The sequence below is a fragment of the Candidatus Kuenenia sp. genome, from assembly GCF_039794105.1.
Classification (GTDB): Bacteria; Planctomycetota; Brocadiia; order Brocadiales; family Brocadiaceae; genus Kuenenia.
In genome coordinates, this window is sequence record NZ_JBDIWA010000014.1 from 44,657 (window position 1) to 57,013 (window position 12,357).

The 12,357-nt window shown below is 36.6% G+C and carries 12 protein-coding genes; 5 read left to right on the forward strand and 7 right to left on the reverse strand.

Translation table 11 applies throughout. The features are described 5' to 3' along the window. Positions 1–14: 14 nt before the first annotated feature. Positions 15–977, reverse strand: coding sequence for a methionyl-tRNA formyltransferase (gene fmt / locus ABJL82_RS08865; protein ID WP_347274372.1), 963 nt, complete (start codon positions 975–977; stop codon positions 15–17). Positions 978–1,032: 55 nt separating this feature from the next. After that, complete coding sequence (gene def / locus ABJL82_RS08870) at positions 1,033–1,545, reverse strand: peptide deformylase (protein ID WP_347274373.1); 513 nt, start codon at positions 1,543–1,545, stop codon at positions 1,033–1,035. Positions 1,546–1,932: 387 nt separating this feature from the next. Between def and ABJL82_RS08875 the strand changes: the two genes are divergently transcribed. Together ABJL82_RS08875 and ABJL82_RS08880 are read left to right on the forward strand one after the other, a co-directional pair. Further along, positions 1,933–2,730 carry a hemerythrin domain-containing protein gene (locus tag ABJL82_RS08875; RefSeq protein WP_347274374.1) on the forward strand — a complete coding sequence of 266 codons (798 nt, stop codon included), beginning with the start codon at positions 1,933–1,935 and terminating at the stop codon, positions 2,728–2,730. Next, the gene (locus ABJL82_RS08880) at positions 2,727–3,188 is read left to right on the forward strand and encodes a 4Fe-4S ferredoxin (protein WP_347274375.1); all 462 of its coding nucleotides are present in this window, start codon (positions 2,727–2,729) and stop codon (positions 3,186–3,188) included. The genes ABJL82_RS08875 and ABJL82_RS08880 overlap by 4 nt, the downstream gene beginning before the upstream one ends. A 67-nt stretch (positions 3,189–3,255) precedes the next feature. Here the strand turns inward: ABJL82_RS08880 and ABJL82_RS08885 are convergent, their stop codons facing one another. The 5 genes from ABJL82_RS08885 to ABJL82_RS08905 all read right to left on the reverse strand — a co-directional run bounded on the left by ABJL82_RS08885 (position 3,256) and on the right by ABJL82_RS08905 (position 9,009). Next, positions 3,256–3,792 (reverse strand): hypothetical protein, encoded by a 537-nt coding sequence (locus ABJL82_RS08885; RefSeq protein WP_347274376.1) that lies wholly within the window; start codon positions 3,790–3,792, stop codon positions 3,256–3,258. 387 nt (positions 3,793–4,179) lie between these two features. Continuing rightward, positions 4,180–6,699 (reverse strand): hypothetical protein, encoded by a 2,520-nt coding sequence (locus tag ABJL82_RS08890; protein WP_347274377.1) that lies wholly within the window; start codon positions 6,697–6,699, stop codon positions 4,180–4,182. 224 nt (positions 6,700–6,923) lie between these two features. After that, positions 6,924–7,304, reverse strand: a complete 381-nt coding sequence (locus ABJL82_RS08895; protein WP_347274378.1) for a cytochrome c — start codon at positions 7,302–7,304, stop codon at positions 6,924–6,926. Positions 7,305–7,349: 45 nt separating this feature from the next. Then, positions 7,350–7,757 carry a hypothetical protein gene (locus ABJL82_RS08900; RefSeq protein ID WP_347274379.1) on the reverse strand — a complete coding sequence of 136 codons (408 nt, stop codon included), beginning with the start codon at positions 7,755–7,757 and terminating at the stop codon, positions 7,350–7,352. A gap of 751 nt (positions 7,758–8,508) precedes the next feature. After that, positions 8,509–9,009, reverse strand: a complete 501-nt coding sequence (locus ABJL82_RS08905; protein ID WP_347274380.1) for a hypothetical protein — start codon at positions 9,007–9,009, stop codon at positions 8,509–8,511. Between the two features lie 471 nt (positions 9,010–9,480). On the opposite strand from ABJL82_RS08905, the gene ABJL82_RS08910 reads away from it, so the two are divergent. The 3 genes from ABJL82_RS08910 to ndk are packed head-to-tail and all read left to right on the forward strand — an operon-like array spanning position 9,481 to position 12,240. Beyond that, positions 9,481–11,211 carry a proline--tRNA ligase gene (locus ABJL82_RS08910; RefSeq protein ID WP_347274381.1) on the forward strand — a complete coding sequence of 577 codons (1,731 nt, stop codon included), beginning with the start codon at positions 9,481–9,483 and terminating at the stop codon, positions 11,209–11,211. A gap of 6 nt (positions 11,212–11,217) precedes the next feature. Next, complete coding sequence (locus ABJL82_RS08915; protein ID WP_347274382.1) at positions 11,218–11,766, forward strand: DUF4416 family protein; 549 nt, start codon at positions 11,218–11,220, stop codon at positions 11,764–11,766. A gap of 3 nt (positions 11,767–11,769) precedes the next feature. Continuing rightward, positions 11,770–12,240, forward strand: coding sequence for a nucleoside-diphosphate kinase (ndk, locus tag ABJL82_RS08920; protein WP_347274383.1), 471 nt, complete (start codon positions 11,770–11,772; stop codon positions 12,238–12,240). Positions 12,241–12,357: the final 117 nt, after the last annotated feature.

Below are 12,357 nucleotides of genomic sequence, written 5' to 3' on the forward strand. Positions count from 1 at the left end.
AAAAATGTTAGTGTTTATGCAGTAAAAATGTCCTGAGATGCAACTTTGTAACCACGAATAAAATCCTGCGCATCCATTGCGCGTTTCCCTTCAGGTTGCAATTGCGTGATACAAATAAAGCCATCCAATGTTGCAACATGAATTCCACAGGTTGCCGTTTCTACAACTGTTCCCGGTATAATAGATTCATGCATGCGACATCCCTCATGAATACGTGTCTTTAACAAAATAATCCTCTTTCTCGTTTCTAGCAGGTTGTTCTTATTGTAAAATGCATATGCCCCGGGAACAGGTGTAACGCCGCGTATTCGATTATGAATTTCCTGGGTTTTTTCCGACCAGGAGATCAATCCGTCTTCTTTTTTCAGTTTTGGAGCAAAAGTCACCTTTTCTTCCTCTTGTTTCTTATAACGCGCTGTTTCTGTTGCAATACTATCCAATGTTTCCAATAACAACTCAGCGCCCATAAATGATAATCTTTTTTCAAGTTCCCCTGCGTTTTCATCCGGAAATATTGAAGCGCTTTTTTGCGCAATAATATCACCTGCATCCATTTTGAGGGTCATCACCATAGAGGTTACGCCACTCATAGTTTCACCTTTTATAATAGCCCAGTTTATGGGGGCGGCTCCACGGTATTTTGGTAACAAAGATGAGTGTATATTTATACATTTGAATCGTGGAATGTCGATTATCCGGCTGGATAAAAGTTGCCCGAATGCAACAACAACGATAAAGTCAGGGGCATATCTTTTCAATTGTTTTATTACAGGTTCGTCATTTACGTTGGCTGGTTGTAATATTTCCCATCCCAATTCCAGCGCTTTGATTTTTACCGGCGAAGGGCAGGGTCTTTTGCTTCTTCCTTTTGGCCGGTCTGGTTGTGTTACCACGGCAACAACATTATACCTTGATTTTGCCAAAAAACTCAGGCTGGGAACTGCAAATTCCGGGGTTCCCATAAAAATAACGTTCATAATTTAACCAACTGTTCCTTTTCTCTCTCTTTTTCAGATTTTGCAAAAGAGTGTATTAAACCGGAACCCGGTCTTTTTTATATGACCGCTCTAATTCTTTTAATTGTTGAGATGCAGCAAGTCTGCTGGCAGGGCTCATTCTGTCTATGAAAAGACATCCATTCAGATGGTCAAGCTCGTGTTGCCATGCACGGGCAAGTAAATCTTCCAGAACAACCTCAATTTTCTGCCCATTAAGATTATACGCGCATGCCTTAATTTTGCGGGTTCTTATAACCTTTCCCATAATGCCTGGAAAACTTAAACATCCTTCTTCTTTACTTGTTTCACCAGCTTCTTCCATAATTGATGGGTTGATAAATACCTTATCGTCTACATTATTTCCAACAACATCAATAACGAACAAGCGTACAGACCAGCCTACCTGTGGCGCCGCCAATCCAATACCATGCGCACGGTGCATCAATTCAACCATTTTTTCCGCCTTTTTATACACATCTGCATTGATTTCTGTCAGGGGTTTTGCCTTTTGGCGCAATACAGGGGCAGGATAAGTAACAATATTCACTTGATTATTTTTTCTGAAAAATACAAAGGTTTAAAAAAAGGCCAGGAGTTAACAAGCCCTTTTAAAAAAACTAAAATTTACGGTAATATTTTAGTTTTTTTAAAATCCGTCCATGCGTTAAACCGCACCGCGTAGAGAATAGCCTAAAGCCCTGGCTAAAGTGTGAAAATGTGTTATTTAAGAGCGAATTAAATTCGACCAATCGACTTTACAGAATATAATAAAAACAAACAATAATTGCAAGCGGCAAAAAAGCTTGATATCGGCATTCCCTGGTAAATTTTCACCTATTTCTTTGCTTGACATGTTATATAATCGTTGGCTATAATAGTTTCTTAAATATTGTGATTGACGGCACTATAACAGCATTGAATTAAGGAGGGGTTTTTGGAAAATATTTTAAATAAAGAAATAAAGGGGATTATCGACAATTACCCGGAAGTAGGCAAAATTCTTGAAGAGTATGGCATAGGTTGTGCGCCATGCTCTGTTGGAAGTTGCTTTATGAAGGATATCGTTGGAATTCATAATCTTGATCCTCTGCAAGAAGCAACACTGATGTATAGGATAGAAAAAGCTATTTATCCGGACAGGGATATTCCTGAGCCAAAGGTGGATTTGACAAAGACGGCTATTCCAAAGAAAATTACTTATTCTCCTTCGGTGAAAAAACTTGTCGATGAACATGTTCTCATTAAACGGCTTTTGGCTCTCATACCTTCCATTGTTGAATATGTTGAAAGTAGCATGGAAGTAGACGAAGATCTTGTGCTAAGTTGCGTTGATTTTATACGTAATTATGCTGACAAATATCATCATATGAAGGAAGAAGATATTTTATTTAAATACGTTGATGAAAATGCTGAAATTATACAAATTATGTATAAAGATCACGATACGGGAAGAAACCATATCCGGCAAGTAGTAGAGGGGGTTAAAAGAGGTGACAAAGCTGCGATAAAAGAACACCTTTTTGGATACATGGATTTGCTTACACAGCATATCAAAAAAGAAGATGAAATCCTTTATCCTTGGATTGATCGTCAATTATCTGACGCACAGGTAGGTGAAATGTTTCAAAGGTGTAATGATGCGGATGCTTCTGTTGGGGATGAATTGCCAAGAAAGTACGAGAATTTTATTATTGAATTGGAAGAGAAATTTTTAAGGGAGGTTGTAAAATGAGTGGTTGTCCAGGATCAAGAACGATAGATTTTAGTGAAAAGGAAGAACAGAGCGAGGGTGAATCAGGCAAGCGCCAGTCTCAGTTAAGGCAGTGGCCGATACAGTTTCACCTTGTCTCGCCCCAGGCGCCTTATTTTCAGGAAAAAGACATTTTGTTGGTCGCTGACTGTGTTCCTTTTGCATTAGCTGATTTTCATAAGGATTATCTGAAAGGCAAAAGCATTGCTATTGCTTGCCCTAAATTGGATTCGGATCAAGAGGTCTATATAGAAAAAGTAAAGTCTTTAATTGATGACTCAAAGATTAATACTTTGACCGTAATGATCATGCAGGTACCATGTTGTTTTGGGTTAGTTCAGGTAGCAAAAGAGGGGGCAGAAAAAGCGACCCGTAAAATACCGGTTAAACAGGTTGTCGTAGGTATTGAAGGTGGAGTTTTATCTGAGGAATGGATTTAATATTTCAAAAATCCCTATTTTTACTAAAGAAAAAAATCCCTGAGTTGAATTTCTCAGGGATTTTTTTTTATATTTGAAAAATCAGACGTTGCGCGTTGGTACTTTCACCTCGTTTTAAATCAACTATTAATTCTTTTCCCGTTCCCAAAAATTCATATACCAGCTTTCCTCCACCAGAATCTGAGTGACTATTAAACAAAGTTTTGCCAGAAACGGTTTTGCCGTCAAGACTTGCCGCCAATATTTTTAACGGAAGGCAACACGCTGCTTGAAAAATCAAATGGCCCTTCAATTCAATAAGATGGGTATAGTGTGGTATTTTCCTGTCGGTTGGTCGATTGTTATTTGCGTTAATGGGTATTGTATTTTGCAGGATATTGTTGTGTTGAGGATGAGTTTTGATCATATGCTTTTCTGAAGCTTGAATTGCATTTTTCAGGTATTGGTCATTGAGCAAATTTGCACAATGGAGAACCGACATTGCATCTACCCTGTCCAGTGCATAATCATGGAGCGTCTTATCGGTATTTTTTCTCTCTCGAGTGCTTGCAACCTTTTGAGCGAATAAATCAATTAATGGAAGTTCTTTGTAACTTAAATTCATAGGATATTTTTAAAATGTCTCGAAGGACACGAAGAAACCATACAAAAATAATGGTTTTTACAGAGTTGACGACAGCGGTTTTATGACTTTGCAGATTAATCCCAATTTTTGTCCTTTTTATGAGAAATGGTTGTCATGATTAATTGTTATTGTCAGGCTAAAAATATGCAGATTTTGTAATACTTTAGTTTTTTGGAAAATCCATCTATTTGTGTTTCACCGCATGGGGTATAATTGAAGGTCATGGCTAAAACCGGTGTATTTTATCACTGATATCCCCACACTATAGTGCGGAGTTAATGGAGGTAAAATTTGTACCAGCCACCAAATTTTTAAATACATAGTAAATCATCGGGGTTATTTATTAAACAGAAATACTGTTTTACGCTAATTTTTGTATGTTTTGACTATTTCCCTTTTTCTGATTTCCAGCATTAAGCGATTAATATCGTCATTTTGCGGCTCCTGAAACGTTTCTCCTACTTGATAGTGAGATATCGTACTAATACAGTCAATGAACATGTCTTCCGTTAATTTGTCCATATCCAGCAGTTTTACATCAATACCACTGAGCAAAAAAGTTATTTGATCAAAAAGCACGCTGGTTGAGACTCCGGAGTGGACAAATGATTGTTGGTATAGAGAATCTTTAATTGCATGAATAAATCCTGCTATTTGACTAATTTGGTTTTGTATAAGAATAATTGCACCTTCCAAACTCTTCCTTGTCACTATGGAATTTTTTAAATAATCAACGTATTTTACGGTTTCTTTAGATATTCTATTGTTTTCATTCATCGCGCTTGAAACAATGCGGTTTTCAATATCGCTTACCTCTGCAATCAATTGGTCAAATTTTTGTTCGATTTCTTCAAAATTTGATTTGTTGTTCCAATAGCCGTTTGCTTTCAATTTTTTATTAAATATTATTATTTCTTCAAGAAAACAGCCCAGTTCTTTGCTGCTATAAGAAAAAAAATCACCCTCTTTTTTAAAGGTTTCAATTTGCAAGAACTTCCTCTCTATCTCAAGCATCTTTTCAATTTCCGTTTTTATGTCAATTATATTTTTTAAAACGGTATTCTGACTAAATTTTTGAGTGAAGGTATGTATTTTATCAACACTTTCAAGATGTGGTTTGTTTTTGTTTATTACAAAATCCTCCAAAGCGCTAATTTTATCTATAATTTTTGTATAATTGTCTTCTTTTAAAGGTTTACTATAAAGGAATTTTTGTAAATCGGCCAATGTTTTACGGACAAATTCCTTTTCGTTTTCATCGTCAAATGTAACTAAGCGGCCCAATTCATTAAATAGAGTAGTGAACTTATTCAATTTCGATTTAAGAAAAACATTTTTATATAACTCCTTAGTATTCTTGCCCAATTCATCTTTTTTAACTATCTCATTTAGCTGATCTAAAATATCGGACAAATAGGTGAGCAATGGTATGCATGTCCTGGCTTCCATATAAGCATCCCTTCCAGAAGCAGTTTTTAATTGGGATAGTTCTTTCAGCTTTTTTGTCAGTTTTTCTATGAGCTTATGGGCGTCGTCCTCTTGTTCATTCGCAAAATCTTCATTTTTAGAAGGTAAGGATTTTGTAGAATTAGTGGTCGAACGACCAAAAACAGATGTTACAAATTTTTCTATGCCTGAAATAAATCCATTTCCCTGTCTTTTTAGGAAAGACACTTTTTGCCTCGTGTTTTCGGTGCCATGATATTTGTTTTGCATGGACATAAAATCAATGTATGCCAATAATTTACTAAAATAATTCAATAACTCCAAATAGGTATGCTTTATTGAGGGGTGCCGGGATAAAATATGTAGCTTTTTTAATTCATTGTAGTTTGCATTCAAATCATTTTTTTCATTTTTAAAGTCTGATTTCTGCCTGAAAAGCTTCTTGTGTAATTTTGCCAAAAACTTTTCAATACAGTTGGCGTAAGTTAAAAAAAGATTATATTCCTCCATGATTTTGAAATGTTCGTTAAGTTTATTTAATGCTGAGTAAATATAACCTCCATATGCAGGAAGTGATTTCCAATCTTCTTTTTCAATAATATGTTCAATCCTCATTAAATCGATGAACAAATCTTTGTTGAACAATAATGGATTATCTTCACTTGCAATATATTGAAAAATATCCGCAAAAAAACCAAGACTGTCAATTTTTTCCTCGACAGATTTGAGATGTTCTTCCTGTGCGCTAAAAATTCTAAGTTTCAAATAGTGTTCTTCCAAGTCCAACATAAGGATAAGGTTTAAAAAATTTAAATTTAAGTAAATTTCTTTTAAACCGGTACTCGTAAAAACTTTATTTTTTGTTTCAATTTTGTTAAAACGAAGCTCCCGACCGAGTTTTTCTGTTGTTAAGGGCAAACTATTAAGAATAAGATAATCGTTCAGCCTTCCGGTGTATTTTTCAGTAGATTCAACAAAAGATGCATAATTACAGCAAAGTGAATCAGGAATAAAACTTCCTAATTGATTTTGTTCATTCTCATCGATTATCAACATATTACTGATATCTTTTGACGTTTTTTTCTTACAATGCAAGACAACATGGCGTTTCATGAGAAAGCGAATGAGTTTTTCCACTTCAGTTTGTGTTGCCGTCGCATCTACTTCTACCGAATTTTTATCCCTTAATGTTAAAATATGATTAACTACTCCTTTGCAAAATAAGCGTTTGGCAATTATTTTCAGTGTTTTTTCAAAAGAACATCCAATGACCTCTCCTTGAAAGTTAATAGTAAACCCTTTTAACGGCTCTCTTTGTACAATATTTCTAACTTTTTCCTTCGTTTCTATAATTTGCGCACGTATTTTTTCCGAAGTATGATAATTTTTTTTTAATAAGGTGTAAAAATAGTTTTCAGTAGTAATTGAGTTTGTTTCCATGAGAAGAAGCTTGATAAATCTTTAGAAAGTGGTAAAAAAATTGGGATGGCACAATGTTTATTGTTGCGATGAGACATCAATTAATATATCAAAACACCAGTAATATAAGAAAGCATATTATCGTATTTGAAATAAAAAGGGCATATGAACGTACTGTGTTGTTCATATACCCTTTGATTTTTGCGTCTCTAAAGTTTGTTTACTATCAACCCAACCGCGAGAATTTACTTTGCAGCAAAATTTCTCACAATACCAACCATTTTCTCAATCATTTCAGGAGACATCTTTCCCTGATAAGAAGGACATTTACCCTTCCCCTGATTAATATGGGCTATAAGCTGTTCATCTGTCCTTGATGATTGAAATTCTGCGCTAGTGAAATCAGGAACACCAAAACTAAGCCCTTCGGTAGTTCCTTTCCCGCCATTTCCATGGCAATAATAACAACTTTCTTGTACTGCAAAACCAAGACCAGCATATATAGTATATGGACTCTTTGTTGTATCGCCTGCGGTGTGTTCATTCAAAGCCCAAGTTGTACTTGTCAAAGACAAACCCAACCCTGCAACAAGCGGTAATACATATTTTAAACGGAACAACTTCATAATAATCCCTCCTCACTATATGGAAATTAACGTAGGCATTTTATATTACGGAACGAGTCTTTGCTCTGACTTGTAAATCTTATGACAATTTCTGCATGCAATGGTCATTCTCCTGAATTGCACCTGAACTTCCTCCAAATCATTCGCTTTTGATGCAGCATCAATGTTCGCAGCATGATAAGTAACCTCATCATTCAAAACCTTATAATTTTTATCAACCGAAATACTGTCATGGGATTCTTTTGCACCAGCCAAAATAGCCGCTGCATCCTTTGATAATTGTGTACACTGTTCTGGTGTAAGTTCCATCAATCCCGTCACAGCCCTCATTGACTGAAAAGGATCCCACATATTCTTACATAACTCTTGTTGCGTTGCGCCGTATCCAATCGACGCCACCCCTGAAATAACCATTGCACAAATCCCAGCTAAAATGCCTTTTTTTAGCTTCATTTTTCCTTTCCCTCCTCACTTATTTATATTATATTAATCAAAAGTTTACCTACTTAGCGCTTACATTCCAGAAATCTCTGAAATAGAAAAATTTGCTGTTAACTTAGATACTTCTTCACCCCCCTTCGCACAAAAATATTTGAAGCAGCATGTGTTTACAAAACCCATCAAAGTTTTCTCACTCAGCGATACACAGAATAAAAACAACTATTCCTTCAAAAGGTATTTTTCTAATTAACTGCATTACACATTTGCAACCACCATCCAGAAGATTTTACCGCTTTGATAAAAGAATATAAAATATCGCCCGATTTGTGTGGTTACTGTAATTACCAAGCAAATTACGACTATCTATTGTATAAGCGATGCTTTTTCCCTCATAAATTCTTTGAATGACACTCCAAACCCATTTAATTTCAGAAATAGTACCGCTTCTTCAGAGCTTGCCAATATATCATTGAAAAGAAAGTGAGTCAAGCAAAAATTTGAATACCAAAACCGTCCGGAACCTGCGGAGAAACTTCGCCCTGATAATTTTAAGAAATAGCTTTAGTGACAACTCTAAAGGTTTTGATCAAATTTTTTTTCGCATGCCGGAAACTTAATTTGATTACGTTAATGACTTTTGTATGTAATTCATTTTCACGAATGAACAACTTTTTCGATGCACGATATCATCCCATACTAAACCACGGGCACATATAGTGTTTTTCATCGGCCTGAGGGTTTGGCAGAACAGATGTTTAACGCTTCATTTTACCCCCCAATCTTTATGCCCAGGATATAAATTGGGGTAGAGATGAATACCTAAATGTTTGTGGCATAACGCGCATGTTTGCCTCAAACGGCGCACCTGCCATTGTGCATCTTCTAATGCGCCAACCTGATCTCTGCGTTTGTATACTTCATGCATTTTCTCGGATTCTTCCAGCATCGTTTTATTAAGTTTCTGATATTTTTCATCATCCGTACGCGCGAATTTTTTTACAGCAATTTTGCAGAGATTTATGAGGTTAGCGCTTGCATCTCCTATAATCTTCCATTCTTCATCTTTATAGTTATAGTAACCAGAAATTTCTTCTGTTGCCTTATAGTTCTTATCTATTTCTTTCATAAGTATGGCCAATTCGCTCTTCTCTTCTTTTTCACCCTCAACCTGAGCTATTTCTTCAGCATACAAACAAGAACGGTCTTCCGATACACTGAAGATAGCAATCGAGAATATGCACATCAACAGAATTTTACTTCGCAACGCTTTTTCCCCTTCCATTACAAAAAGTCCAGGCGTACTATAAAAATTGTCAACTATAAGCACCTAATCAAAAATTAAACCACAACCTATCCCTGTTCCTGAATTAATGACAATGTTAATTACGTCAGGCTTTTTAAAAACATCAAAAATTTAGTGGCGCTTTATCAATTGGCTAAAGAACCAATATTCTTCAAAGATGAGTGTTTTTTGGGCACAATTAACAGGGTTATTCATGGACAAACATAAGGTTTAAAATTAAAAATCACATTATAATTCGAAAATGTAGTATGTCAAATATTTTCATCATAGCCGAACGGTTAATTATAAAAGTGTAACTCGCTTTTTATAATAGAGACATAGTATATTTTTATCTCTTGAACGCAAAGAATAAGGAATTATAATGTTTTCTCATGGCAGTTTGCTGTTAAAACCATATACTAAACTAAAAATTTATCAAGGAATAACAAGAAAATGAAATGGTCTCAAACATTAATTCCTACATTAAAAGAAAGTCCGTCAGAAGCAGAAATAGACAGTCACAAGCTTATGATTCGCGCAGGTCTTATCAGGCGAATAACTTCTGGCGCGTATGCTTACCTGCCGTTAGGAACGTTAGTTCTCAACAAAGTTATTGCCATTGTGAGAGAAGAAATGAATCGTTCCGGAGCGATAGAGGTATTTCTCCCCGCACTACAACACTTAGACCTGTTAAAAGAAAGTGGACGATTACATGTTTTCGGCGCAGACCTGATTACTTTTCAGGACCGGCATGGCAAAGAAACCGTGTTAAGTCCTACCCACGAAGAAGTTATTACGTATATAGTTAAAAATGAAATCAATTCTTATAAGCAACTTCCTATTACTTTGTATCAAATTCAAACGAAATTCAGAGATGAAATGAGGCCCCGTTTTGGTGTTTTGCGGAGCAAGGAGTTCATTATGAAGGATGCGTATAGCTTTGATCTCGACGAGAAGGGCTTAAACAAAAGTTATCAGTTAATGTATGATGCGTATTGCCGTATTTTCGACCGATGCAGACTTGATTATATTATTGCAGAAGCAGATTCCGGGGCAATGGGAGGGGATGCTTCCCATGAGTTTATGGTCCCAAGTTCCGTGGGAGAAGATATATTGATTTTGTGCCGGAACTGTGGTTACAGCGCAAATCGTGAAAGGGCCGAAGCTGCCCCCTTACCACAACAAGGGAATTCTTCCCTGCGAAAGCTTGAGGAGATATACACTCCGGACAAACGCACTATCCGGGAAGTAAGTGATTTTTTGAATATCTCACAACATCACATGGTAAAGACCCTAATCTATACTTCACAAGAACAACTGTTTGCCGTTCTCCTGCGAGGCGATCATGAAGTGAACGAAGCAAGATTGTCAGGTGTTCTTGGTTCGAAATCTGTTGAATTAGCAGGCCGTGAGACTATTGAGCGCGCTACTGGCGCAAACGTTGGTTTTGCAGGTCCTGTAGGTCTAAAAATGAAAATAATTGCCGATCAGGCGGTGACAACGCTCTCTAATTTCGTTACGGGGGCGAATAAAACAGATTATCATTTATTGAACGTTAACCCTGAAAGGGATTTCAAAATTGATCAGATTGCAAATATTCGTTATGTAACCCAGGGTGATAATTGCCCGCATTGTAATCATGCTCTTGAAATCTCGCAGGGAATTGAAATAGGCCATGTTTTTAAATTGGGAACAAAATATACGAGCGCTTTAAAAGCGCATTACCTTGATGCGGATGGAAAAGAAAAGCCAAAAGTTATGGGATGCTATGGTATCGGAGTAAATAGGATTATTGCGGCGATTATAGAAATATCACACGATGAAAACGGGATTATATGGCCTATGTCACTTGCTCCTTACCATGCTATCATTATCCCCGTAAACGTCAAAGATCCAACATGTATGGATGCGGCAAGGAGTATTTATGACGATATGACGGATATGAAAGGAATCGATGTATTATTCGATGACAGAGATTTGCGGCCGGGGGTAAAATTCAAGGATGCCGATTTAATAGGCATTCCCGTAAAGATAATTATCGGGAAAAAATATACTGAAACAAAAGAACTGGAGATAAAATTAAGAAAAAGTGGTGAAGTTTTTTTAATACACATCGAAAATACCAAACAAGAGCTTGAACGCATACTGCAGCATCTGATAAAGACAGAGAGGAGTGCGAATTAACATAATGTGGGTGAGATAGGAAGGCCAAAACCGGCAAATTTAATTATAGGGGTATTGTCCGGTGTACAAGCACTTTTTGTTCAAATAGGCGAAACACTCGAAGGATATTTTGGGAAAATTGATCTTCACAGCAATATTTACCCTTTTCACTATACCAGATATTATAATGATGATATGGGCGAAGGCATTTTGAGACAGTTTTTTAGTTTTGAAAGGCTTATCATGCCGGATGAAATCGCAGCCATAAAAATACAAACAAACGCATTGGAGGAGGTTATTGCCTCAGAGGAAAAGTATGTTGTAGCTCGTCCGGTGAATATAGATCCAGGATATATCAATGAAAGCAGGCTTATTTTAGCTTCCACCAAAGATTTTTCTCATCGCATTTATTTACGGGATGGCATATATGCTGAAGTTACATTGGATTATCGCCGGGGTAAATATGAATCTTTCCCATGGACGTTCCCCGATTATAAATCGTCTGAATATCAGGAATTTTTTCTTTTGGTCAGGGCGCGTTATGTTAAGAAACTTAAGGGAATGAAAGGACAGTAGTACATGGAAAAGACGTTAATTATATTGAAACCGGATGCCATTCAGCGCCGTCTGCTTGGCAAGATCATTTCCCGGTTTGAAGAAAAAGGATTGCAGATCGCCGGGATGAAGATGATGATGATCCCTGAATCTTTGGCACGAGCGCATTATGCATCCCATAAAGGGAAGGATTTTTTCGAGCCTTTAGTGCGCTATACCACTTCTTCTCCCGTAGTTGTCATCGTGGTACAGGGGAAAAATGTCATAGAAATAGCACGTAAAATGATGGGCGCCACTTTCGGGTCAAAGGCAGAACCGGGAACTATTCGGGGCGATTACGCGGTAAGTAACCGCTTTAATTTAATACATGGTTCGGATTCTCCTTCTTCCGCAGAAAAAGAAATAGCTGCTTTTTTTACAAAAGAAGAGATCGTTGATTATCAACCAATAGACCTCCCATGGGTGTATGATATTTCTGAAGGTGACATGGTGTAACCCTTTCTGCGCTATTATATTTGAATACATTGAAAGTCTTTATCAATCAAGTATTAATGATGGTATTTGGCTATTATGAAAATTCAAATATGAGAGAATTGCCTTTCTTCTCCACGT

Coding starts and splice junctions, on each gene's coding strand:
- ABJL82_RS08890 (WP_347274377.1), bottom strand. CDS start 6,699: ATGGAAACAAACTCAATTACTACTGAAAACTATTTTTACACCTTATTA.
- ABJL82_RS08880 (WP_347274375.1), top strand. CDS start 2,727: ATGAGTGGTTGTCCAGGATCAAGAACGATAGATTTTAGTGAAAAGGAA.
- ABJL82_RS08910 (WP_347274381.1), top strand. CDS start 9,481: ATGAAATGGTCTCAAACATTAATTCCTACATTAAAAGAAAGTCCGTCA.
- ABJL82_RS08895 (WP_347274378.1), bottom strand. CDS start 7,304: ATGAAGTTGTTCCGTTTAAAATATGTATTACCGCTTGTTGCAGGGTTG.
- ABJL82_RS08900 (WP_347274379.1), bottom strand. CDS start 7,757: ATGAAGCTAAAAAAAGGCATTTTAGCTGGGATTTGTGCAATGGTTATT.
- ABJL82_RS08885 (WP_347274376.1), bottom strand. CDS start 3,792: ATGAATTTAAGTTACAAAGAACTTCCATTAATTGATTTATTCGCTCAA.
- ndk (WP_347274383.1), top strand. CDS start 11,770: ATGGAAAAGACGTTAATTATATTGAAACCGGATGCCATTCAGCGCCGT.
- fmt (WP_347274372.1), bottom strand. CDS start 977: ATGAACGTTATTTTTATGGGAACCCCGGAATTTGCAGTTCCCAGCCTG.